Consider the following 23830-nt stretch of genomic DNA (forward strand, 5'->3'; position numbering starts at 1 on the left):
TCAGCCCCCCTGCGTGAGCAGGCTCTTCAGGGTAGAGGTCATATTTTGTGAAGAGACAGTAATAATATGTGTTTCAAACTCAGCGTTTGAAAACGCCATCTGCCTGCTCAGTGCCTCATTATACATCGCAATTCCCTCCTGCTCGACCTTTTCGAAGATCTTTGAATGATCTCCGCCCGGTGCTTTTTCGGTGGCAGAGGTGAGAGATGAGAGAGGTGTTTCCGAAGCGTAAGGTGAGGATTTTGACGATGAAGAAAGGCTAAGCTGTTTACCATCAGGCAACATTTCAGGAGCCAGAGAATCAAGATGGGTAAAAGAGCTGTTTATTTTTCCCAGCCCGCTCAGAAAATGCTCGCGGAGTGTATCTGCCGGAGTAACAGAACCGGTAATGAATGATGTCTGCTCAGGTGTTATTTCAGTAAAAGCAAGCTGCTGGACGCCATGTGCGCCCCCTCCCTGAGATATATCATCTGAAACCTGATTCAGTGCTGGTGACGCAAGAGATGTTGCATCTAATCCTGCAAGTCCTGTCATACGTATTGCTCCGGAGACAGCATTTCTCTTCTGCACACAATGATTTTTTAACAACTAAACCTGACCTGAACCTGACCTGATATTATAGTGCTTGAAAGAGGGCTTAATGATTGTCGTGTACTTTTTTTGAGGTATATAGTGCAGCGATGAAGCAGAAATTTAAGTCGCGTATGATGAGGCTGATGACACTGCGTAAAGGGTGGAAAAATCCATCGTTTCTTTCTGGTTTTTTGGCTCTGATAGCAGTCATAACTGTTGAGACAACAGCCCGGGCAGAGGTGATGCCGTTACCAGATCAGGGGCGGTATACTGTGCTTCATCAGACATTATCTGAGGCGATTACTCAGTTTTGCGGAGATGTGGACTTAAGGGTTATTATCGACCCCTCAGTTGAAGGGAATGTCCGTTCAGGGTTTACAGCGGCAACGCCGATGGCATTTCTTGATGCCCTGACTGCCGAATACCACCTGGACTGGTATTACGATGGTAATACATTATACATCACGCCTGCTTCAGCAGCGTCCAGTCATACGTTTTCACTGGATGGTGTGCCCTATGCACGGCTGAGACGGGCTATTGATGCCAAAAAAATGTTAGAACCACATTATTCTGTTCATGAAGATAGTAATGGTGATGCTGTTACGGCCTTCGGGCCACCGCGTATGCTTGAGCGTATTGATCAGACCATTCAGTTATTGAAAACCAGGGCGGCTCGTCAGACAGTGACTATTTTTCGTGGTGGAGCAGTGCAGCAGGTGCCTCAGTAATAAATGACAGTTTGATGAAACCGCACCGTTTTTGTCAAAAATCAACTCATCTCAAAACTGCGTCAGGTTCTGGTCAGAATAGTCAATTACTTCCAGCTTATGGCCGATCCACGTAGCGTTTTTTAAAAACGTTGCCGGGTAAAGATCGGACCTGAGAGCAGGTTAGCCCTGCTCTCTGGTGTTTCAGTCTCTGGGTCGGAAAGTATGGTGACGACGATGGATGCGACAAGTGGCGTAAGTAGTTATTCAGACGGGAGTACGACGTCTGACCAGGACCTGAGCGCTGATACTGCTCAGCAAATGGCGCAGGCTCTTTCTCAGTTACTTGAATTAATGGAAAAGCAGGCCGAAACTCAGGATTCTGCTAATTCAACAGCTGTGGGTGATACCGGGCTTTCTGTTACAGGTAATCTTGATCAGGATATGACCACGCTTAAAAAGCTGGTCGACGGAACAGGCACAAACGGCAACACGCTGCAGGAATATGCACGGGCTGTTGCGTCTGAAGCCAGCAATCAGAGCGACGGTATTGATTCTTCCGTTGCGACAAATATTGCTAACAGCCTCTCTGATGGCACTTACGAGCAGGGCGGCAGCAGCAATGCCATCGCTGCGGCCATTCAGGGAAAAAGCGTTGATGCAATAACAAACAACGTAAATTCTATTGCGAGTGGTCTTGAGTCCGGTCAGTCAGGGGCGGATGAAGTCAATAACTTTAATGCACTGGCAACCGAAGCCTCAAACGCAGGCAATACACAGCTCGCACAAACGGCTAAAAACCTTGCGAGTGAAGCTGAATCAGGTTCGTTTAACAGCTCTTCCGCTGTCAAAGACCTTGAAGCCGCAATAGGTGAAAGTTCAGACACCAGCACTTCAGCTGCCTCTTCAGCATCTTCCGATAGCAGCACGCAGGAAATGGAAGGGGTCGCAGAGGAAATGGCGGCTATGATCTCCCAGCTTATGTCAGAAATGAAATCAGGTGGTTCATCTTCTTCGTAAGAAAATCTCTGATGTTCAAAGAGGTATCAGTAACACACTGATATTTTTCACTTAGTTTTTTTATTGTCCAATGGAGTTTAGAATGAGCGGTTCAATTTCTTCTAATACAGATTCTACAATGAGCCAGGTTATGCAGGAATCTGAAGCTATGGAAGATCAAAACCTGCAGGAGCAGGAAAAAATGTCTGAAATTTCTAACGCTCAGACGTTTGCTAACGACTTTGCTCAGACAATGGAAAGCAATGCCAAGTCTTCCTTCACGAAAGACTGATCTGCACTAAGCAGAAAATGGTCTGCAAGGGGGAATATTTCTGCCTGGCAGACCATTTTTGCATCTGATGAGGGGTTGCCGTAAAGTTATGAACGCAGAAAATTCTTTTATGTTACAGGTGCATAATGGCTTGCATGCTGAAGCAAAAATGATTTCTGCCAGTGGTGCCCCGGTGGTGATTGGCTCCGGCCCTGAAGCCGGTATGGCCTTGCTTGATGAGGGCATTGTTGCCCGGCATGTGTCTGTAGAGCGTATCGGGCCTGATATTTTTTCAGTCACAGCTCTCAGTTCAGATGTCTTTGTTGATGATGCACCGCTGGCGGTGCATGAAAAAAGAGAGATCAGAGCACCTGCGGGTCTAAGGGTTGCAGGTGTAACAATTGCGCTGTGCTCCAGGCAGAATGTTGGTGATGTTTCTACTCTGTCTGCGCAGTTTTCTGAGGTTTCAGAAAAAAACAGATCGACAAAAAAGCTCAATCCGGTTGTGTTAATTGCCGGTGGGGTTGCCGTGGTTCTGGGAATTCTTTTGTGTCAGGCAGCATTACACCCTGACGCGATGGGTAAAGAGAAGCCGTTTGTGCCACCAGCCAGCCAGAGCGCTGATAATGTCGGGACCGGATCTTTGATCAGAGAGGCCACGTTAAGCGATGCGGCCCTGGGACAAAAGGTTGTAAGTGCCATTGCCCGCGAGCGCCTGTCAGCTCTTAAAGTCAGTGCTGAGTCAGGTGTTGTGACTGTTGAGGGCACTCTGCCGGCGCAGGATATGGCAAAATTTCATACAATAGAAAAATGGTTCGATTCTGCTTTTGGCACGCAGTATGTCTGGATTTCTAAGGTTACTGTCGGGTCAGACAGTCCGCCACCCGACCTGCCTGTGCAGGCGGTATGGACCGGGAAGAACCCCAATATCGTTGTGCATGCCCAGCGTTATAAAGCCGGATCAGAAATTGTAACAGGATTGTCTCTTTTAGAAATCAGATCTCATCGCATAGTTATGAGTAAAGGTTCGCAAATCATTAACGTTCGTTACTGATCTGCGAGTCTGAGGTGCGATAGCGATATGAGGTCTATGTGTTTCAAAGGATTGATGGCGGAGGCTCTGTCAGGCTCGATCGTGCTTTGCAGGATGTATCTGTGCAAAGTGATGATCCTTTACTGAAAACAGAGGTTGCGTCAGTTCAGGAAGCGCTTTTTGCTGAGGATGAAATAACCGACAGCATAGACCCGCCGAGTGTTATTAACGCTGTTTTTACGCATATTATGCCGCATATTTGTAACCCCGCGGTGCTGATGCCTGCGCAGAGGCGGCTTCTTTTGCGGCGTCTGGAAGCACGGATATCTTCGCATGCGAATACGGCACCGGTTGTGCCTGGCGGTCTTGATACATTACGTCATGAAATCGCCAGTCTCGACAGGTTACTTCATGCTTCCAGCAATATAATTGGCGGATAATGTGATGGAGCGCGATCAGCGCGATCTTCTGGTCTCTCTGGCTTATCTGTATATTTGCTGTGGTCGTAACTGGCGGGCTTTGCCAATGCTGCTGCTGGTAATTTCTCAGCAGCCTGACGATTGCGAAAGCCTGCGTATGCTGGCGCATGTTTATACAATGATCAGACGGGGCGAGCTGGCTCTCGCCGTTCTGGACCGTCTTGAAGAGATCAGGCCCGTTTCTGATAATGCTCATACTCTGTTGCGGGCACGTGCGTTGCATCAGCTTGGGCGCCTGGAGGAGGCCCGTGCGGCTTTTGCCTGTTATACGCGGGCTCTGCGCTGATGAAGGCTCTGACACCTTTTTTCCGTGTTATGAGCCAGCGTCAGGATCTGGCTCTTGTTCTGGTTCTTATGCTGACTATCGGCATGCTGATCATGCCATTGCCAGCGGCTCTGGCCGATATACTTATTGGCTGCAATTTGAGCTTATCTGTTCTGCTGCTGATGGTTGCAGTATATCTGCGCTCCCCCCTCGATCTGACGGCCTTGCCTGGTATTATCCTGATCTCTACAGTTTTTCGCCTGGCTCTTGAGGTCACGGTGACCCGCCTTATTCTCACGACTGCTGATGCCGGTACGATTGTCGAAACTTTTGGCGAGTTTGTTATCGGGGGGAATATTGTTGTTGGTCTGGTCATTTTTGCAATTGTAACGACTGTTCAGTTTATCGTTGTTACAAAAGGTACTGAACGTGTAGCCGAGGTTGGTGCACGTTTTACGCTTGATGCCATGCCAGGTAAACAGATGAGCATTGACAGCGATCTGCGCTCTGGTGACATCGATGCTATTGAGGCAAGGCGAAGGCGAGCCGAATTATCGAGTGAAAGCGCGTTACATGGTGCAATGGATGGTGCGCTAAAATTTGTAAAAGGCGATGCTATTGCAGGGTTAATTATTATTATTGTGAACCTTGTGGGGGGTATTAGCATTGGTATTGCACAGCGTGGCCTGTCTGCCAGTGAAGCCATGCACACATATACACTGCTGACTGTTGGTGACGCGCTTATTTCTCAGATTCCGGCCTTGCTGTTGTCAATTACTGCGGCAATTGTTGTGACCCGTGTCGGGGGGCATGGTCTTGACCTCGGGCGTGATATGGCAGGCCAGCTGACATCGCATAAAGGCGCGCTGCGCGTCGCATCATGTATATTGCTGGCAATGGGGCTCATCCCTGGTTTTCCTAAATCTGTATTTTTTGTTCTGGCATTACTCTTCTTTTGCGGCAGTCGTCCTGACTGGAAAGCTATTTTTGATAAGCTGACACGACGAAAATCTGTAGATGAATCTGAGCTTGCTGATGGAATTTTTCCTGAAATATCCGTTCCTGAAGGGCAATTAAAGCCCGGTGAGCAGTTTACGTCATTGCTGGCTATTACCCTGACCCCGGGGATGGCCGCTGTGTGTGATCGCTCTCGTCTTGAGCGCTTTCTGGCCCGTGCTGGTTCTGACATTGAAAAAGAGTTTGGTTTCAGTTGTCCTGCTCCATGCGTGCGCACTGCTGGTCATACGGATGATTTACGGTTTTCAATTGATCTCGAAGATGTCCCGATTGAAGAGCATGAAATGTATCGCAATGCATTCGTGCTGTATGATGACCCTGTGCATCTTGATCTCGCCGGAATTGAAGGGGTGGAGGGAAAGCCTCTTTTAACGTCCGGGCCTTCAGTATGGGTTGCTATGGCGGAAGAAGGACGTCTCAGAGCAGCAGGTATCGGGTTTTATGATTATGTCGGGGTTATAGTTTTTCGCTTCCGTGCGGCCATGCGCCGGCATGCTGGCCGTTTCGTCGGCTTACAGGAAACCAGACATATTATTCAGCGCGTGGAAAAAGAGTATGGAGACCTGACGCGTGAGGTTCTGAAAATTGTGCCGGTGCAGCGTCTTGCAGAAATATTGCGCCGCCTTGTGGAAGAAGATGTTTCATTACGCAATATGCGTCTGATACTTGAAACACTTGTGATGTGGGGCGAGAAAGAGAGCAAAGCGCCGTTACTGACAGAGCATGTACGCCAGGCTTTATCGCGTCAGATATGTCATCGTTATGCCTCTGCACAAAAGGCTATTGCTGCTGTTGTCATGACGCATGAAGCAGATGAAATCATTCGTAAATCTGTTCGTGAGGCACCTTCAGGAGCATTTCTTGCGCTGGAGGCAGATGCCTCACAAAACCTGCTTGATGCAGTGCGTGACTGCCTTAATGCAGCCCAGGGTAACATGGGTGAAGACACTGAAATTACAAAACCAGTTGTGGTGTGTTCAGTGGATACACGTCGGTTTGTCAGAGGGTTTCTGATGCGTAACGGCTTCGATAACGCCGTACTTTCTTATCAGGATCTGGCTGAAGAATTTCCGGTTCATCCTGTTGGTTCTGTCGGGATGGGCTTTTTTGGAAATGACAAGGCTATTGCAGGAAAATAGCCCGGGTAAAAGGACGAGGCAGGAGAAGATCATGAGACTGATGATCATGTCACCCGATCAGAGCTTTGCAAACAGTCTGGCAAAGCACTTACATCATGCTGGTTTTGGTACAGATATTTTTATTATGTTTGAAGATGCCAGCTATGCCCTGACACAGGGGCATTATGATGCCGTTATTTTTGACCCCCGCGTGTATGATGGTGATTATAAAACGTGGTGGCGAGACAGGAAAACTATCAGGGGTGCTGCTGAGGACACTTTTCTTCTGCTGATTACAGACACACCTGAAGAGCGAATTATTGCTCTTGAGTCAGGAGCGGATGACAGCGTAACGCGCGAAGTTACACCACGAGAGGTTATTGCCCGTATTCGTGCCGTTTTACGTCGCTCTCGTGTGCAGACCAATGATTATCATAAATTTAGTGATGTCACGCTTTGTCCGTTCACGCGTGAAGTGTCAGTGGGTGGCCTGGCTTTGCAGCTTCAGAAACGCGAAACGTTTATTCTTGAAGCTCTTATGCGTCGTCGGGGGCGTGTGGTGCCACGTGCCGGGCTTGAACACGATGTATATGGTGCACTGGCAGAATATTGCCCCAATTCTTTAGAAGTACGTGTCAGCCGTATCCGCAGGCAGCTGGCTAAAGCTGGCTCGCATGTGAAAATTGAAGTCGTGCGGGGCGTTGGTTACCGGCTGGCTGCAGAGTGTGGTTAGCAATAAAATGTTTTTAAAAAAAATCTGGCATATTCGCATGGCAATCAGGCCTGTCAGGCTTTTATGCACTGCTTCAGCGACTATGCTGGCACTTAGTTCTTCTCTCAGTGCCCGGCAGGTTCAGGGCATTCATAATATGACACTGACAGTCGGCGGCGGGCAGCTCATCTCTCTGTCCGGGCAGGTGGCAAATGTTATGATTGCTGATCCGGCAATTATGGACGTACAGTATACCGATAATAACAACCTCTTTATTTTTGGTAAAAAGCCCGGTCATACCACCTTTATTGTGCTTGATCAGAGTGGCCGGAAAATGATTTCGGGTGACGTAACAGTCACTTTTAATATGGATGCAATGCATCAGGCTATTCAGGCTGAAGGTGGGCAGAATATTCAGGTAGAAAATTCACCTCAGGGTGTTGTTCTGTCCGGTCGGGTGCCAGATGCACGGGCAGCAGCGCATCTGACCGCACTTGCGCGTCAGTATGCGGGCCCGGGAGAGCAGATTATAAACCGGCTGACCATAAGCCAGGCTGTGCAGGTTAACCTGCAGGTCAGAGTAGCCGAAGTACAGCGTAAGGTATCGCAGGACCTTGGGTTTAACTGGACAACCGTTTTTAACGGTGTGGGGTCTTTTGCTATCGGAGCGGCTACCGGTGGTCTGAGCGAATTGCCCAGTGCCATTAAAACTGTATCAAGTGCAACAAATACACTATCAGGCAGTTATACTAACGGGAGCTCATCAGTAACTGGTACCCTCGACGCTATGGCGACGGAAGGTCTGGCAACAATGCTGGCGGAGCCTAATCTGACAACAATGTCGGGCGAAACCGCAAAATTTTTGTCCGGCGGGCAGTTCCCTGTTCCGGTGCCTCAGGGGCTTGGTTCGGTTGGCATTACATATAAAAATTATGGAGTAAGTGTAAACTTTACACCGACGGTTTTGTCTGACGGTACTATAAGCATGCACGTAGCACCTGAAGTCAGCACGGTGTCGATGGAGGCTGTTGATGGAGCGTATTCCCTCTCCGGCGGGAGCGGGAATATCGTGCCGGCAATTCGTACAAACAGGGCCGATACCACTATACAGCTTGCCTCCGGTGAGAGTTTTGCCATTGGTGGTCTGATCTCTAATGATGCGAGTAATACAATTTCGAAAGTGCCCGGGCTGGGTGATATTCCTGTGTTGGGAGCGTTGTTCCGTTCTACGTCTTTTCAACGCAATGAAAGTGAGCTGCTGATTGTTGTAACAGCTTATATTGTGCATCCATCTGATCATGTACCTGTGTTGCCGACTGATTATATCAGGCCAGCTTCAGCTTTTGAGGCGCTTTTACTGCATCGTACTGCCAGTGCCACGCATGGTGATATTGATGCCCTGTGTGCACCGCATCTGCAGGGTGCGGGAGGGTTTCTGTATCAATGAAAAAATACATCTTACTGACTCTGCTTCCATTTTTTGTCGCTGGTTGTGATATGCACTGGGCACGTCAGGGTAACAAACCGCCGCCATTACTCGTGGGAGAGAATGATATCAGCATATCGCTGTCAGAGGAGGGGGCTTATCAGGCCGTGGCGCAGGCACTGGCAAAAATAAATGACCCGCAAAAACTGCATGTGACACTTAGCAGCGTTAATAAACAGCAGGCTGAAACAATAAGGCATATGTTAACCCATGCAGGTGTTAATGCTGCCCGGATTTATTATGTGGATTCACCGGCAGATATGCTGGTGATGAGACGTTACCTCGTCGCGCAGCCTGACTGCCGCCTGGCTGTTCATAAAAGCTGGACAGGAGATGTCTCGAACAGCTTGTCTGCTACCGGATCATGTGTGCAGGCCAGTGCACTGGCTGAAGAAATTGATAATCCGGGAGATCTGGTTCAGCCGGCGCATCTGCAACCTGCTAACGGGGCAAGATTTGGCCGGGTTGTTGAATTGTGGGAGCAGGGGGCGGATAAAAATAACCAGCAGCAGCCTGTATCGCAGACAGGTTCAGGTTCAGTTTCTGGTGCTTCTGGTTCAGCCGGCGGGAGTGATAGCAGTCTGACACCTGCAAGCCAGACGACGCCGGCTGAGACCACGACAACAACACCGCTTGCGGCCAGAACAGCAGGTCAGTCTGATAACACAGATGATGATGCAGACTCTGTTCCCTGAGATGCGTGGAGAAACGAATAAAAACGCATATTTTGTCGCGTCTCTTCGCTGTTAAGGGCAGCACCCTGTGCGGCCTGGCGCGCATCAGTGAGGTTACCTTCAAGCGCATAAACAATAGCGAGGTTTCCATCAATGGTGGCGAGTGAGCTGGCGGGGGCTCCTGTTTCTACAGCTTCCGTGCGCAAGGCCAGAAGTGCTTTACGGGCTGTTTCGTTCTGTCCGTCCAGCGCTTCAGAGAGAGCGAGATTATTACGTGCTGCAATATTATGCGGGTCAATTTTTAAAGCCGTAAGGTAGGCCTGCTGTGCTCCTGGTGAATCTCCTGACAGTTCATAGGCGACGCCGAGTGCAACACGAAGAGGTGCTGAGTCAGGGTGTTGTTCTATCAGAGGGTGTAGAGCTGCAATGGCTTCCTGAGAGCGGCGCGCTGTATTGAGCAGGCGGGCAAGGAAAAGTGTAAGCTGTATTTTGTTATGATCAGATGAATAGTTTTCAGCTTTATGAATAGCATTGATTGCTTCTTCTGCATGACCATTATGCATAAGAGCATTGGCATAAGCTATGACATAGTCAGCATTATCAGGGCGTAGTTGCATCGCGTGGCCGTAAAATACGGCAGCCGCAGCCCAGTCACCACGGGTTTCAGCACTGGTGCCTATTCTCATCATAGCGTCTGGGTTATGAGCAGCCTTTTGTTGTCGGGCTGCATCTGAAAGGTTGTGTGAATTATTTGTGACGCACCCGGCAAGGAGCGTTGCCGCAAAAATTGCAATGACCACTCTGGATAAAGCTGTGAGTGGCAAAGAGGACAGCGGCATGTAGAAACCTTTATTATGACACATAACAGAGCGCTGAGAAAATCAGGCGGATTTTATAATACCAATATTAAAAGTATTTTCTTAATATAGATTTTTTAAGATTATGTTACACGTCAGGTCCGGGTCAGCTTTCTGTGACATAGCCAAGCCGTTGCGGTGAAACCGTGGCAGCGATTTATGGTGTGTTAACAGGTGAGTGGAATGAATCTGACGTCTGCCGAAAAACATTCATCACGACCAGAGCAGAGAGTACAAACACAGGTTCTTTCCCGCTCTGTTCAGGTCTGGATCGCCGAAAGCCTGGCAAAGGGCTATACGGCCGGGCAGATAAGAACAATTCTTATCAATGGTAATACACCTGGTGAGCTTGCTGATCGTGAGATAGCACAGGCAGAAAACAGTCCGTACACATATGCAGCGCGGCGTTGTATGGTAGTGGCCAGAAAGCGTGAATCATTGCTGAAAACGCTTGACTTTTATCATCGTATGAACAGCGATTATTTTCGCCTTAAAAAAGAAACTCTGCCTGCCTATAAAACATTTATTCAGAATTTTTTGTCGATAAACCGTGCCGGTTTGTTTAGCGGAAGCTTTGACCACTGGGCAGCCCGCCACTGGACACCTCAGTCGTTACTTGAGCTTGTCGGGGCTGGTACAAAAATACAGGTGCAGGCAGGCCGAACAGGTGAAAGTGCATATGAAGAGAAAGGTGAGAAGCTTAAGCGTTTCATTCCTTTTGAAGAGCTCATTTCTGCTATGCTTCATGGCAGGGGGAATGACCTTTATCTGACGGCTAATAACTTTTTTCTCGATCAGTCGCCATTCGCAGCATTGCGAGAGCAGATTGGTAATATAGGGGATTCATACCTTAATAGTGAATATTTAGCGAAATCTGTGTTTTTATGGATGGGGCCTGAAGGCATCGTAACGGGGATGCATCAGGACCTGAATCATATTCTGTTTTGTCAGATTTACGGTCGTAAAAGATTTCGTCTCTACCCGGCAACTCAGGTCCCTTATATGTGTAATGACAGGTGGATTTTCAGCCCGGTAGATCCGACGCAGAACATCCCTGAGCAACATGCAGAGTTCAGAAATGCTGCGGCAATCGATATTACTGTTGAGCCGGGCGACATGCTTTATATTCCGGCAGGCTGGTGGCATCACGTAACAGGTGAGACAGCAAGTATCAGCATAAGTCTTACAAATTTACGCGGGATGCCTAATCATTTTATTGATTATCCACCTGACTACTCCAGTATCATCTGAATTTAATAATAAATTCAGTGGTTTTTAAATAAAGGTGATGAAAAATGGTAGCTCTTGATACATCTTCAGCGCAGGGTAGTGCGTTATCACAGCCTTCTTCAGGTAACACTGAAAATCTCTCAGATTCTAAACTGGAAGCTGTGTTTACAGAGCTTTTAAATGAGCTGACTGGTTCTGACGGCGCTAAAAATAATCCACATATAAAAACGATTACTGTGATGCAGAATTCTAAACCATCAGAAAATTCTGAAACATCTGCATTACATACCACGTCAGATATAAGAGTTATTACAGTCGTGAATCACCGGCCAGAGAGTACTGTTTCTACATCTGATACTTTGCCAGAAACCAGATTAATTACTGTTGTTAATCATTTATAATTTTAAAAACATCATGTTATTTACCGGCGTGTTGTATTTTAGTTTAGGTTTTTAACAAAGGTATATGTCGGGTTTTTATTTCTGATATGTTCATAGTTTTAGAAAATTCGACATTTTGAAATCAGGATAAGGACAGCTTTGCCTTTTAAAAAAGATGAGCAAAGCCAGGGATTATTCTGGATGCCTTATGGTTCTAAAGTATTGATGCGCACGGTAATGGCAGTAGAGGGGTATAAATAAATGGGACATATTTTTTCTAGGGAAACAGGTGTTTCCGAGATAGCCAGCGAAAATAGAGATGCTGATGATGAAATTACGGATTCTTCTGTAAATAATACAAATAGTGAAGAATTTTCTGATCATTTGACACCATCTAACGGAAATTCAGCGTCGAATGAAAATACGGAACAATCTGCTTCTGGTTCAGTGAAAAATCAGCAAGAGCTTGCAGGGCGTGATGAAGGTCTGGTATCGGATGCTACAACCGAATCTTCTGCTGTAAAACCTGGTGATTTTAAAGGGTTTAAAACAAAAAATGAAGATAAAATAATAAATATTTTAAAAAAACAGCCAGGAGAAAGCATTAAAGACTATGGTGACCGCCTTGACAAATCTCTTAAGCCGCTGACACTTGCGCTGGGGGTTTTGAGTTCGGGTGTAGGTTTAACAAGTATGGTTATGAGCGTTGAAAATCATGAAGAATCAGAAAAGAAAGATGATACATCTTCTTCTTCAGAAAATTCAGGTTCTGATACACTTCCGTATATCAGTAAAGCTCCGGACCTTAACCAGGTGTAGAATATAACTGATTAAAAACGATATAAATTTTTAATAAATTTAACGGGCAGATTAAAATTTTAATCTGCCCGCATTGTATAATTATCATGTAAAAATTTTTCATAAGAATTTTATGAATATATTAAGAAATTATAAATCATGATCTGTTAATAATATGATTAATGACGGATATAGACAGGAAATCATTTTTCTGAATCCGGAGTGCTCATGTTGCAATTAGCTCCATCATCAACGGCATCTGTTGTTGCCCTGATAATTTGTTTTGTCCTTGTTTGTGTCTTTGAATTTGCTAATGGATTTCATGATACAGCTAACGCAGTTGCGACTGTTATTTACACACGATCTCTAAAACCGCGTACTGCTGTTATTTGGTCTGGGTTAATGAATCTGGTCGGTGTGCTGCTGGGTGGCATTTCTGTTGCTTACGCCCTTGTAGAACTGCTTCCGCCCGATGTGCTGACCCCGCCTAATGGTAATCCGGCAGTACCAATGCTTGCAGCATTGTTTGGTACTGCGCTGGCATGGAACCTGCTGACCTGGTGGCTGGGTATTCCCAACTCTTCATCTCATTGCACAATCGGTGCTTTGATCGGTGTAGCTATTGGTGATTCGTTTTTGCATGCCCGTGATCTGGGACATTCGGTTGACTGGAGCCAGATCTGGAAAGTACTGCGTGCCCTGGCTGTTTCGCCTGTTTTAGGGTTTATTCTCGCAGGAATTCTGTATCTCCTCATCCGTGCCTCTGTAAAACTTCCAGCATTATTCACTCCGCCTGATCAGGATGATAAACCGCATCCGGTTGTGCGTTGTCTTTTAATTTTAACTTGTACTTCAGTTAGTTTTTCACATGGCAGCAATGATGGTCAGAAAAGTATCGGTTTGATTATGCTGACAATTATAGGTTTGTTGCCGGCATCATTTGCTATGAATCCTGGCCATCCTATCAATCGTTCTGAGCTGGCTGGCATTGCTATTGAGGCTCGCCCGCTTATTGCTCAGTATGATCGCTTTAATTTTCGTCAGGATGCGCTTGAATCAGTTGAACGTCTGAGTAATCCATCCGTTCCTGTTACAGCATCAGTAGTGAGGGGAGATGTGTATCAGATCCTTTCAGGCGTTCAGGATGTCAGCGCAAACCCCGCGGCGTCAGGTGCTGAACGGATACAGGCTAAAAAATTAGCCAGTCGTTTACGCCCCAGTGTAGAGTATGCACCGATGTGGGTACGTATTCTTAGCGCACTGTGCCTGGGTATAGGTACAATGGTGGGCTATCGTCGTATTGTTAAAACCCTGGGGGAGGGGATTGGAAAGCAACATCTGACACCCGCACAGGGAGCGGCTTCTGAGCTGGTTGGCGCAGGGTTAATTGCCACAGCTGGTTATACAGGACTTCCCGTTTCCACTACACATATCATTACTTCTGGCGTTGCGGGAACAATGGTTGCAGCAGGAAGTGGTATTAATGCGCGAACCCTGAGTAAAATTGCACTCGCCTGGCTTACGACGTTACCTGTTACGATAGTTGTGTCTGCCTGTTTGTTTTATATCATGGCCTGAAACGTAAAAAAGCGAGCCATATCATATGGCTCGCCTGGCTAAACTATTTTTCTTTTTGATATAAATATTTTAATACAGCTCTGGTACAAGCATAGTTTCGGGAACAGGCTTGCGTTCATAATCAGGATGAAAAATGCGTTCTGGTAATACAATATCAGGGTGTTGCGCTGCCTCATATGGTACCTGTGCCAGTAAGTGAGAGATGCAGTTCAGGCGTGCCCGTTTTTTGTCAACAGCCTGTACAACCCACCATGGTGCTTCTGGTATGTTCGATCGTTTCAGCATAATCTCTTTAGCAAGGGTATAGTCCTCCCAGCGGCGGCGGCTTTCAAGATCCATGGGAGAAAGTTTCCACTGTTTAAGGGGGTCTTCAATGCGGGCGCGGAAACGGCTTTCCTGCTCATAATCAGTGATAGAAAACCAGTATTTTATAATTTGTATACCGCTGCGCACCAGCATTCGTTCAAATTCAGGTACGGCACGAAAAAATTCTTCGTATTCATCATCGCTACAAAAATTCATAACACGCTCAACACCAGCGCGATTGTACCAGCTCCTGTCAAATAATACGATTTCTCCTGCTGCCGGAAGATGTGACACATAACGCTGAAAATACCATTGTGTTCGCTCACGATCATTAGGGGCTGGTAAGGCTGCAACACGACAAACACGGGGATTTAAACGTTGTGTTATACGTTTTATTACCCCCCCTTTGCCGGCCGCATCCCGTCCTTCAAAAATGACAACGACCTTGTGTCCTGTGTTCTTGACCCAGTCCTGTAGTTTAACCAGTTCCCCCTGCAGGCGTACCAGTTCGTGAAAGTAGGTACGTCTGAAGGCACGTGAAGCTTCATCCAGCTGGCCACCAGCTATGTCTTCTTCCAGTGATAATTCAAATTCTTCATCGAGGTCATCAATGATCTCCCGGCGAATTTGTTCTCTCATATTGTCATTCAGGAAGGTTTTGTCGCTACTGTGCATAGTTGTGTCCTTATTGGTCTGGTTAACTTGTAGCCACAGGAGTTACGATAAACTTACAGCTTCAACGAATGAAAGTTCAATGACGATATTTATATGCCCGAATATTATATACTCAGAGAGCACATCAAACTTACAGTCTATCATTTCTGCAAAAACTTTCCTGTAAAATAACTCATCGGAGCAGATAATAGTTTAAAGTTGATACTTGATTGGGCAAAAAAAACTTACAGTCCCGCAACAGTGGTTGATCAGGTGAATGCAGGGCTTTCGTAAGCCAGAATGTCCGGACTAACCAATGCCCGGGGTGATTATATTGCATTTTTGGATAGTGATGACACCGTTACGCCAGCTCTTTACACACGTATGGCGCGTTATGCTGTGCAGGAGCAGTGTGATCTGGTGATATGCCGAAGTGTCGAGTTTAATGATAGCAATTGCCATGTAAGTTGTTTTTACGACGAATGGCTATGGAATGATTTGCTGCAAAATGCTCCGGCAAAAACAACATGTCTAAAAACACCCCTCTTCTTCTTCGCCTGGAGCCTAATGCAAATACGCGGGTCATGAGGCGTGAGTTTATGCTTGCTGAAGGTATTAACTTTAAACGAGATCTGATTTTTGAAGATCTTCCAGCACATGCCCATGAAATAGCTGCTGCCCGCCGTATTGGTCTGATTAATGAAACAGGCTATCACTATCGTATTAACCGGCCAGGTAAAATTACCCGAGAACGCAGCCTGCGCCGCTTTCATATTTTTACAAGTGTTAATCTGGCTATTCAATACGCCAGGCAGTATTCGATCGATAAGGAGGCCGGCGCATGGCTTCTGAACCTGATGACACGTATGATTATCTGGTGTGGTGAAAATGTTCTGCTGCCGCATCGTTTGAAATTTTTTGAGCAAGCCTGCGAGGTGTATGCGTGTTCCCCGCACACGCGGGGATGAACCGGCTTATCGTGCTTTACAGGCTAGGCTCAGGACATATTTTTTAAAATAGAAGATGACGGTTGCGGCGATATGAATTGCGGACATAAAAGTATGAGCATAGCGATCGTATCTTGTCGCCACGCGTCGCCAGTCTTTAAGCTTTGCGAACATATTTTCGATCAGATGGCGTTTTTTATACAGAAGCCAGTCGTAAGGTGGCTTTGATTTCCGGTTCTTTTTCGGGGGAATACAGGCCGGGATATTACGCTCTGTGAGAGAGTGTCTGATTATATTGCTGTCATAGCCTTTGTCCCCGATACCCTCTTTTGTCTCACTGGGCAGATCGGCCAGAAGCACATCTGCGCCTTTGAAGTCACTGGCCTGTCTTTTTTTTCAGAGCACGTATCACCTCAAAGCCTTTGATCGTCGCATAAGCGGTTTTCAGGCTTTTCTCGCTTCTTAAGATCACTCACTGTCTTATCTGAAAAACGTCTGGCAGCCTTTGCGTTTCGGGGCGGCGACAGGTAAAAATTGATCATATTACCACTCTTATCAACCGCCCGATACAGATACGCTATTTCTCTTTAACTGTGATGTAAATCTCGTCCACACGCCAGCTGCGCGAAAGGCCCGGGCGTTTCCATTACCAGTGCAGGCGCTTTTCCATCGCGGGTGCGTAGCACTGAACCCAGCGGTAAATCGTGGAGTGATCAACACTTACCCCGCGTTCGCAGAGCATAGTTTTCAGATCTCTGCATGTGCAGTCAGTGCATCTATTCTGGCAAGCTCATTTGTTTCAAATGTCAGGTTATTTAAAGCTTCAAGTGTCTCATCCAGCTGCTGTGTATTGCGTGCTCCGACAATAGCTGATGTCACACGTGCATCACGCAGCGTCCAGGCGACAGCCATTTGTGCCAGACTTTGCCCACGGTTTTGTGCAATGGCATCCAGCCCTCGTACGGTCTCAATGAGCCGGGGGGTAATCGCTGCCTGATCGAGAAAGCGGCTGCGCGCTGCACGTGAATCAGTCGGGATACCTTCAAGATATTTACGGGTTAGTAACCCCTGAGCAAGCGGTGAGAAAATAACGCATCCTGTACCCAGCTCATCAAGGGTGGGGAGCAGATCGGTTTCAATTGTACGATTAAGGAGGGAGTAAGCCGGCTGATGCACCAGGAGGGGAACGCCGGCTTCACGCAGAATAGTCTCTGCTTCGCGGGTTGAAGGGGCATCATAAGATGAAATGCCGACATATAAGGCTTTCCCCTGTTTGTAAGCATGAATGAGTGCACCCATGGTTTCTGCAAGTGGTACATCGGGTGTATGACGGTGTGAGTAAAAAATATCAACATAATCAAGGCCCATCCGCTTCAGGCTCTGATCAAGTGATGATAAAAGATACTTGCGTGAGCCGCCATTGCCATACGGGCCTGGCCACATATCCCATCCGGCTTTTGTGGTGATGATCAGCTCATCTCTGTGAGGGGACAGATCTTTATGCAGAATCCGCCCGAAATTTTCTTCAGCCGAACCATATGGTGTGCCGTAGTTATTGGCGAGATCAAAATGAGTGATCCCTCTGTCAAAGGCACGTCTGACAGTAGCCCGGCCTGTGGCGAATGCATCCGTATCACCAAAATTATGCCATAACCCCAGAGAAATACGCGGCAGATCAAGCCCTGAGCGACCACATCGCTGAAATGTTGCATTGTCATAACGCGCAGGCGAAGCAAGCCAGTTCATAATTTCTTTCAGTCCTTATTCCGGTGAATAATAAAAAATTTACGCAACAGCGTAGTGGGCTCTCTGAGAGGAGGTGAATGTACGTTCAAGCCAGCCTGGCCCTACTCTGACCAGCAGTACACACCAGGCGGCCACGTAAGCCAGGCTGCAACTGCCCAGCAGATAAGGCATGGGCACAAATCCACTAAGCCACAAAATAGTGGCGCCTCCAAGGTTGCCACAAAAAGCACCAATGCCAATGACACGACCTACCAGGCCAGCTGGTAGCCAGTCAGTCACAAGACCGAACAAATTGCTCGAAAATACCTGATGTGCCATGAGCGCCGTTGTCAGCAAAATCAGTCCGAGAGGCAGAGAGCTTGTGAAAAATACAAACATCATTGGTATAACACATAGTGCTGCAGTGCCCATTACGATACGTCGGGCTTTTTCTGCTGAGCCTGTATAAGGTCTTAATATTCCAGGCAGAACGCCACCTATAAATGCTCCGGTTCCGGCTCCGACATATACCGTTCCTGATGCGCTGCCCATAGCGCGCAGGCTCAGGCCAAAATGAGTGTGAAAAATATCAGGTAGCCAGAAGAGGAGCAGCCACCAGGTTGCATCAGATAAAACTTTGCATACTGAAAAGGCGATAATAACCCGACGCACAGGCGGAGCTGATAAATGCTCTTTTTTTAAAGGCCGGCTTTCGGTGTGAGACTGAAGCATCACAGATGGCCCGCGTAGCAACCAGCATACGGCAAGCCCAAGACCAATGATACCAAGCCCGACCACAAGTGCGCGCCAGCCAGCCCATGGCAGTAAGAAAGCAACAAGAACCGGTGTTATAACAGCTGCAAAATTAGGCGCAGCGTTTAAGGTGCCGATTACTCTGCCGCGTTCAGAGCGGGGAAACGTAGAGGCTATAAATTTCATCATGCTTGGGGTGCCGGCTCCTTCAAATGCACCGAGACCTGCACGTATTAAAATAAAATCAAGCACCGAAAGCGCTACGGCATGCAGGGCTGTCAGCAGGCTCCACCCGGTTAATGCCGCACCAAGTGTGCGCCTGGGACCAAACCAGTCAACCAGCCACCCTGCGGCCAGCAGACTGAAAGCGGCTGCAACCTGTGTCCATGTTGAAATGGCAGCGTAATCACGTGCTGACCAGCCAAATGTCTGATCAAGAACCGGTTTGATAAGGGCAATAATCTGCCGGTCAGCAGCAGCCACGCCGATAATCAGGCACAGCAGCGTTGTTATGAACAAACTGGAAAAAGGGCGCTGTGAAGGAGCTGCTGACATTGTCTAAAAGTCCTTATGCAGTACAAAGCCACCATAACGACCGTAATCACGTGGAATAGAGCTGACCACACCACCAAGAGCGCCATACGCCATGTAAGAATTGTAGTGCGTGTTCAGGGCATTACGCATGATAAGTGAGAGTTGAAGTCTGAGCTTTTTATCCTCAATTGTGGTGCTCATATTCCAGATCCCATATGCTTTTTGCACAGTGTCTGGTGTTTCGGTCAGAGCATACTGAGTGCGGCTTTGCCATGTGTAATCGCTGTTAAACGAGAGGTTAAATCGCTCAGTCAGTGGTTGTGTATAATTAGCGTTAAGAACAAATTTCCAGCGAGGAGCGAAGGGTAAGGGCTGACCATTTACGTTGCACGATGCCGGCGAACCTGCCGGGCAGTTAAATTTATCAACCACAGCGTAGGTATAAGCAAAATTGCCGCCCAGTGTCAGTTTTTGTGTTGCCCGTACTGTAATATCGCCTTCAACCCCTTTTGATGAAACCGAACCGGCATTAATCATGCGGTACACAGTGCCACCAGCAACATTATCAAGAAAATTAGCCTGATAATTGGAGAAATTTTCAATGAAAGCTGCAAAGTTAGCTGTAATGCGCCGGTGGAGAAACTGTGATTTCAGCCCTAGTTCAAAGCTGTCATTCTGCTCAGGTTTCAGGACCTTTGCATCTGTTGCCTGCATATTGAAAAATGCATTATAAGCTGGCCCCTTATACCCATGTGAGTAGGTAAAATAAGCGTGGATATTAGACTGGATATCATATTGCAGGCCGATACGGTCACCATAGCCGTTATGAGAAGATCCGCCGGATGACGCATAGGATGGGCGAATACCTGTAACTGCTACGGGAGAGCTGGAAACGCGCCGCATATAGTAAGACAAATCATCGCGCAGCAATCGCAGGCCAAGAATAGCGCGGAATTTTTTTGTAAAATTCAGATTACCTTCTGCAAACAATGCGTAGTTGTTATTGGTAATGCCATAATGTGACTGACCGTAAGCTGTGTGGTGTCCGTTTTCAGACAAATCACGGCTATAAACTTCGCGGTCAACGCCGTGCAGATAATAAAAACCGGCAACATAATCAAAAAAGTGACCACGTGGTGATGCAATGCGCAGTTCTTCTGATGCCTGCCAGAAGTTGAGTTTTCCGTTGTCACGCACCTCAGGCAAAGTGGCATGTACTCCCGCCAGGCCATCATAATCCTGGTCCTGAATGTTCTGCCAGCGACGATAAGCTGAGATCGATGTCAGCTTATATCCCCGCCCCAGATCACGGTCGATGGTTGTTGAAAAACCGCCGGTATGATCAACTGAACGGCTTTGTGTATTATTACTGACCGAAGTATTATTTTTGGATGGTGTGACACCCTCACTTGCCAGTGCGGCAGCCAGAGCTGGATTGCGTGTTATTGTATTGGTTGGATAAGCCACCTGATTAGTTGAGGTGTAAACACCGGTTGGTACCAGGTCATTTTGGTACATATAGTCAAGGTTAAACAAAACCTGAGTGGCGTCATCAGGTGTCCACAGCAGTTTTGTGCGGGCACCACGGTGCTCATAACCATTAACGGTGGTATTATTGGCTATGTTTTTAACATTGCCATCAAAACCGCCGACGAGAACTGAAGCGTTTGCAATCAGTTTTGAAGGTATTAATGTGCCGGATACGCCGCCGGTCAGGCGATATTCGTTGCCTGAAAAATAAGATGATTCTGCAAATGCGTGAAAGTCAGAAGTGGGTTTGCGGGTTACAATATTTATTGCGCCTGCTGAAGCATTTTTGCCAAAAAGGGTGCCCTGGGGGCCGCGTAAAACCTCAACATGGTCGAGGTCAAGAATATCGGCAGTAGCCTGCCCCGGGCGCGCCAGTACAACACCGTCAAGCACGGTGGATACAGAGGGTTCAACCCCGGGAGAGGTAGCAATTGTACCAATACCCCTTACAAAAGTTGCTCTGTCTTTAGATGATGAGTTTGTACGAAAATTTGCTGAAGGGATGAATTCAAAAATCCCCTGCAAATCATGAACATTATCGCGGGTTGCCTGCCTGGCTGTGTAGACAGAGGTTGCCACCGGTACTTTTTGCAAAGGTTCGCTGCGTCGCCGTACGCTCACGGTAATATCTTCGGGCTGAGAAGATTCACTAATTTTATGTTCAGCCGGGGGATGCTTTTTATCTGCACTCTGCGCCTGTGCTGCCGCTGCAGCCATAGCGCACCCCAGAGACGTCATCGAAATATTTAAGGCAATCCGACGCAGATTCGATGACAGGGGGGGCATACTCACATTCCACTAATTAAAATGTTATATTAATGATCGAAAACACAAATTACGATCTTTTTCGTTATCATTAATAAAATTAAACTAGTCAACAGAGTCATTTTTAAATTATCTTTATATTTAACGATAACATATAGTTTTATATGTCGGTTCCATATAGGGTTAAGCTAAGAAATTCCATATTTTTTGATCATGATAACCGTTTTTGATCATGATAACCGGAGGAAAATTCTAAAAATAATCAATAAAAACATAATGATAAAATTTAAATAATTGAATTTTATCATAAGGTTCTTAATTCAACTAAAAATTAAAGTTATTAATAATTAAGGGAATGAAGATGTCTGTAAGCAGTCTGAATGGAGCAGGGGCGCCATTTGTCACGAAAATTGGTGGGAGAATTGGTGCTCTTATAAGTGGCATCACACTCTCTCCTGATCTTGATGCTGCGAGCATTAAGTTCATCTATGACGCGATGCTTGAACATAAGGTTATTTTTTTTCGTAACCAGTCACTGACGAGCTTACAGCAGGAAGAACTGGGTGCGTTATTTGGCTCTCTTGTGCCGCACCCGACAGTTTCGAGTGCAAGTGGTACAAAACATATTTTTGAGCTTAAGGCGCGCAAAGGGCGTGCTGCCAATACCTGGCATGCAGATATGACTTTCATGGAAAATTTTCCAAAAGCTTCTATTTTACGCTGCATTAAACCGTCGGTTTATGGTGGTTCAACTTTGTGGGCAAATACAGCGACGGCTTATAGTTCTCTGCCTTTACCTTTGCAGGAATTTGCTGAGAAGCTTTGGGCTGTTCATACAAACAATGAATATGATCATACTGACCTTATTGTTGAACGAGACTGGGAGTTTATACAGTGGCAGGCTAATATCTTTGCAGCTAAAGTATACGAAGCCAAACATCCGATTGTACATATTCATCCCGAAACCGGGGAGAAATGTTTGCTACTAGGGCAGTTTGTTAAACGACTGGTTGATTTTAACCTGCCGGACTCCCGTGCTGTTCTTGAACTTTTACAGTCTCATGTTACACGCCCTGAGAATACACTTACCTGGCACTGGCAGGCCGGTGATATTGCTATGTGGGATAACAGAGCGACAGAGCACCGGGCTATCGCTGATTTCGACTATGAAGAGCGCGAACTGCAGCGTGTCACCCTTTCTGGGGGAACCCCTGTCAGCGTTAGTGGTGAGCATAGTTATCAGCTGATTAATGGTCAGACTAATCCGATCTGGTTATCAGATAAAACCGGCGCATGGACTGTGAGAGATCAGGTATAATATTTCTGGCCCTGTCGTAAAGTTGGTTTTCATGACTGAAAGCGTTTCTGGTGTTGGAACGGGACATGTCAGATGAGTGATTTCAGGTGCGGCATTTTCGGGGTGAGATAATCCTGTGGGTGGTTCGTTGGTGTTGCTGCTACGGGATTAGTTACCGGAATCTGGAAACTATGCTCTGCGAACGCGGGGTAAGTGTTAATCACTCCACGATTGACCGCTGGGTTCAGCGCTGCGCACCCGGGATGGAAAAGCGCTTTCTGGATAAAACCAATACAGCCTATCGCTCAAAAGCCAATGAGGACTTCATGGAAAAGGGGGGGGCTTTGTCTCAAAGGTTCACAGGAAAAAGCCTGACCTCAAGCCTATGCCCCGTCATATCCAGAGATCCAACGCAGGGAAGTCCGTGATCAGATCTCGTGTCGAGCATGTCTTTGCCTTCTCAAAAAGAAAAGTGCGCCGGTACGGGCGTAAAGGGCTGCTGCCCGTTCACGGGCTACCAGCTTACTCTGAGTTTGCAGCGAGAGAGAAATTTCGGTTCGACCCAGTCGGGCCTGAACGGCAACGGGCACAGCCCGGCGGAAGTGGTAGTGAGAGCCGATAAGGCGAAGCATGATGAGTTCCCGGTCCGGGAAGACAAACGGGAAAATCCCGCAGATCCGGCAGATCCTCATTTTACTGTTATATTTCAATCGGTTGGTGGTGCGAGCTGCGGGACTTGAACCCTCACTGACCCGCAGGGTCAGTCGCACAACACCTTGAAAAGACAGCGGATAATGATACGCGGTCTTCTGGTTGAATTTTCTGCTTCCAATTTTGGTTAAGCACTCTGGGTGCGTCAAGCCAAAAGAGAGAAGGAGCCATAGTCTGGCGTGAATCTGGCTTGTTCAAAAAAGAGGAGAGTCAGCCGTGCAAACCAGCGGACACGTTGTGTCGCGATGGTTTGCAAACTGGTCAGGGGGAGAGCGCTGCTCTCCCCCGTAAACCCTCTTTTGATGTCAGAATTGGGGAGGAATTCGACCGTCCGCTGTCGGAAGCAGTTAGTAAAAAAACTGACATTTAGAGCAGTTCCACTTTAATCTGAATTGATGGGTGACACTGAAGGCATCTTGTGTTTCACCGTT

The 23830-nt window shown here is 47.1% G+C and carries 25 protein-coding genes and 3 pseudogenes; 19 read left to right on the forward strand and 9 right to left on the reverse strand.

Annotation, left to right across the window (positions count from 1 at the left end; all coding sequences use genetic code 11):
- Positions 1 to 534 carry a hypothetical protein gene (locus HK25_RS00985; RefSeq protein ID WP_086635013.1) on the reverse strand — a complete coding sequence of 178 codons (534 nt, stop codon included), beginning with the start codon at positions 532 to 534 and terminating at the stop codon, positions 1 to 3.
- 146 nt (positions 535 to 680) lie between these two features.
- Here HK25_RS00985 and HK25_RS00990 point away from each other — a divergent pair, with 146 nt between their 5' ends.
- From HK25_RS00990 to HK25_RS01035, 10 genes are all read left to right on the forward strand, one after another.
- A complete protein-coding gene (locus HK25_RS00990; RefSeq protein WP_143295943.1) occupies positions 681 to 1301 on the forward strand; it encodes a hypothetical protein in 621 nt (206 codons plus the stop codon).
- A 216-nt stretch (positions 1302 to 1517) separates the two neighbouring features.
- Positions 1518 to 2300 (forward strand): hypothetical protein, encoded by a 783-nt coding sequence (locus HK25_RS00995; protein ID WP_143295944.1) that lies wholly within the window; start codon positions 1518 to 1520, stop codon positions 2298 to 2300.
- Positions 2301 to 2382: 82 nt separating this feature from the next.
- Positions 2383 to 2571 (forward strand): hypothetical protein, encoded by a 189-nt coding sequence (locus tag HK25_RS01000; protein WP_086554824.1) that lies wholly within the window; start codon positions 2383 to 2385, stop codon positions 2569 to 2571.
- Between the two features lie 109 nt (positions 2572 to 2680).
- The gene (locus HK25_RS01005) at positions 2681 to 3604 is read left to right on the forward strand and encodes an EscD/YscD/HrpQ family type III secretion system periplasmic domain-containing protein (RefSeq protein WP_158092907.1); all 924 of its coding nucleotides are present in this window, start codon (positions 2681 to 2683) and stop codon (positions 3602 to 3604) included.
- 38 nt (positions 3605 to 3642) lie between these two features.
- A complete protein-coding gene (locus tag HK25_RS01010; protein WP_086554822.1) occupies positions 3643 to 4023 on the forward strand; it encodes a hypothetical protein in 381 nt (126 codons plus the stop codon).
- 4 nt (positions 4024 to 4027) lie between these two features.
- Positions 4028 to 4348, forward strand: a complete 321-nt coding sequence (locus HK25_RS01015) for a lipopolysaccharide assembly protein LapB (RefSeq protein WP_143216367.1) — start codon at positions 4028 to 4030, stop codon at positions 4346 to 4348.
- Positions 4348 to 6483 (forward strand): type III secretion system export apparatus subunit SctV, encoded by a 2136-nt coding sequence (gene sctV, locus HK25_RS01020; RefSeq protein ID WP_086554820.1) that lies wholly within the window; start codon positions 4348 to 4350, stop codon positions 6481 to 6483. The genes HK25_RS01015 and sctV overlap by 1 nt, the downstream gene beginning before the upstream one ends.
- A 31-nt stretch (positions 6484 to 6514) precedes the next feature.
- A complete protein-coding gene (locus HK25_RS01025) occupies positions 6515 to 7195 on the forward strand; it encodes a response regulator transcription factor (protein WP_158092803.1) in 681 nt (226 codons plus the stop codon).
- 37 nt (positions 7196 to 7232) lie between these two features.
- Positions 7233 to 8621 carry a type II and III secretion system protein family protein gene (locus tag HK25_RS01030; protein ID WP_158092908.1) on the forward strand — a complete coding sequence of 463 codons (1389 nt, stop codon included), beginning with the start codon at positions 7233 to 7235 and terminating at the stop codon, positions 8619 to 8621.
- Entirely contained in the window at positions 8618 to 9355 is a 738-nt protein-coding gene (locus tag HK25_RS01035; protein ID WP_086635018.1) for a CpaD family pilus assembly lipoprotein, read from the forward strand. The genes HK25_RS01030 and HK25_RS01035 overlap by 4 nt, the downstream gene beginning before the upstream one ends.
- Here HK25_RS01035 and HK25_RS01040 read toward each other — a convergent pair.
- Positions 9313 to 10173 (reverse strand): tetratricopeptide repeat protein, encoded by an 861-nt coding sequence (locus tag HK25_RS01040; protein ID WP_158092909.1) that lies wholly within the window; start codon positions 10171 to 10173, stop codon positions 9313 to 9315. The two genes, HK25_RS01035 and HK25_RS01040, sit on opposite strands and share 43 nt — an antisense overlap.
- Positions 10174 to 10374: 201 nt before the next feature.
- On the opposite strand from HK25_RS01040, the gene HK25_RS01045 reads away from it, so the two are divergent.
- From HK25_RS01045 to HK25_RS01060, 4 genes are all read left to right on the forward strand, one after another.
- Positions 10375 to 11442 (forward strand): cupin-like domain-containing protein, encoded by a 1068-nt coding sequence (locus HK25_RS01045; RefSeq protein WP_086635020.1) that lies wholly within the window; start codon positions 10375 to 10377, stop codon positions 11440 to 11442.
- Positions 11443 to 11486: 44 nt separating this feature from the next.
- A complete protein-coding gene (locus HK25_RS01050; RefSeq protein ID WP_086635021.1) occupies positions 11487 to 11822 on the forward strand; it encodes a hypothetical protein in 336 nt (111 codons plus the stop codon).
- A gap of 240 nt (positions 11823 to 12062) precedes the next feature.
- The gene (locus HK25_RS01055; protein ID WP_086635022.1) at positions 12063 to 12620 is read left to right on the forward strand and encodes a hypothetical protein; all 558 of its coding nucleotides are present in this window, start codon (positions 12063 to 12065) and stop codon (positions 12618 to 12620) included.
- Between the two features lie 207 nt (positions 12621 to 12827).
- On the forward strand, positions 12828 to 14177 hold the full coding sequence (locus tag HK25_RS01060; protein ID WP_086554812.1) for an inorganic phosphate transporter: 1350 nt from the start codon (positions 12828 to 12830) through the stop codon (positions 14175 to 14177).
- Between the two features lie 69 nt (positions 14178 to 14246).
- Here the strand turns inward: HK25_RS01060 and ppk2 are convergent, their stop codons facing one another.
- Positions 14247 to 15158 (reverse strand): polyphosphate kinase 2, encoded by a 912-nt coding sequence (gene ppk2 / locus HK25_RS01065; protein ID WP_086635023.1) that lies wholly within the window; start codon positions 15156 to 15158, stop codon positions 14247 to 14249.
- 279 nt (positions 15159 to 15437) lie between these two features.
- Between ppk2 and HK25_RS13535 the strand changes: the two genes are divergently transcribed.
- Together HK25_RS13535 and HK25_RS01075 are read left to right on the forward strand one after the other, a co-directional pair.
- On the forward strand, positions 15438 to 15725 hold the full coding sequence (locus HK25_RS13535) for a glycosyltransferase (RefSeq protein ID WP_086635024.1): 288 nt from the start codon (positions 15438 to 15440) through the stop codon (positions 15723 to 15725).
- Positions 15665 to 16105, forward strand: coding sequence for a hypothetical protein (locus tag HK25_RS01075; RefSeq protein ID WP_143295946.1), 441 nt, complete (start codon positions 15665 to 15667; stop codon positions 16103 to 16105). Before HK25_RS13535 ends, HK25_RS01075 begins: the two co-directional genes overlap by 61 nt.
- Positions 16106 to 16111: 6 nt before the next feature.
- Here the strand turns inward: HK25_RS01075 and HK25_RS01080 are convergent, their stop codons facing one another.
- From HK25_RS01080 to HK25_RS01100, 5 genes and pseudogenes are all read right to left on the reverse strand, one after another.
- A complete protein-coding gene (locus HK25_RS01080; RefSeq protein ID WP_198945925.1) occupies positions 16112 to 16444 on the reverse strand; it encodes a transposase in 333 nt (110 codons plus the stop codon).
- Between the two features lie 86 nt (positions 16445 to 16530).
- Positions 16531 to 16841: pseudogene (locus tag HK25_RS01085) on the reverse strand (DDE-type integrase/transposase/recombinase); the annotation flags it as partial.
- On the reverse strand, positions 16832 to 17830 hold the full coding sequence (gene mgrA / locus HK25_RS01090) for an L-glyceraldehyde 3-phosphate reductase (protein WP_086635026.1): 999 nt from the start codon (positions 17828 to 17830) through the stop codon (positions 16832 to 16834). The gene mgrA and the pseudogene HK25_RS01085, both read right to left, overlap by 10 nt.
- 39 nt (positions 17831 to 17869) lie before the next feature.
- Positions 17870 to 19117 carry an MFS transporter gene (locus tag HK25_RS01095; RefSeq protein WP_086635027.1) on the reverse strand — a complete coding sequence of 416 codons (1248 nt, stop codon included), beginning with the start codon at positions 19115 to 19117 and terminating at the stop codon, positions 17870 to 17872.
- Positions 19118 to 19120: 3 nt separating this feature from the next.
- The gene (locus HK25_RS01100; RefSeq protein ID WP_233127554.1) at positions 19121 to 21412 is read right to left on the reverse strand and encodes a TonB-dependent receptor; all 2292 of its coding nucleotides are present in this window, start codon (positions 21410 to 21412) and stop codon (positions 19121 to 19123) included.
- 340 nt (positions 21413 to 21752) lie between these two features.
- Here HK25_RS01100 and HK25_RS01105 point away from each other — a divergent pair, with 340 nt between their 5' ends.
- From HK25_RS01105 to HK25_RS12755, 3 genes and pseudogenes are all read left to right on the forward strand, one after another.
- Positions 21753 to 22709, forward strand: coding sequence for a TauD/TfdA family dioxygenase (locus tag HK25_RS01105; protein WP_086635028.1), 957 nt, complete (start codon positions 21753 to 21755; stop codon positions 22707 to 22709).
- Between the two features lie 86 nt (positions 22710 to 22795).
- A pseudogene (locus tag HK25_RS01110) lies at positions 22796 to 22963 on the forward strand (IS6 family transposase); the annotation flags it as partial.
- A pseudogene (locus HK25_RS12755) lies at positions 22952 to 23178 on the forward strand (IS5/IS1182 family transposase); the annotation flags it as partial. The pseudogenes HK25_RS01110 and HK25_RS12755, both read left to right, overlap by 12 nt.
- On the opposite strand, the gene HK25_RS12760 reads toward HK25_RS12755, so the two are convergent.
- On the reverse strand, positions 23117 to 23380 hold the full coding sequence (locus HK25_RS12760; protein WP_369824721.1) for a DUF6538 domain-containing protein: 264 nt from the start codon (positions 23378 to 23380) through the stop codon (positions 23117 to 23119). The pseudogene HK25_RS12755 and the gene HK25_RS12760 sit on opposite strands and share 62 nt — an antisense overlap.
- Between the last annotated feature and the right edge of the window lie 450 nt (positions 23381 to 23830).

Origin of the sequence: Acetobacter sp. DsW_059 (genome assembly GCF_002153695.1) — a bacterium.
Taxonomy (GTDB): domain Bacteria; phylum Pseudomonadota; class Alphaproteobacteria; order Acetobacterales; family Acetobacteraceae; genus Acetobacter; species Acetobacter thailandicus.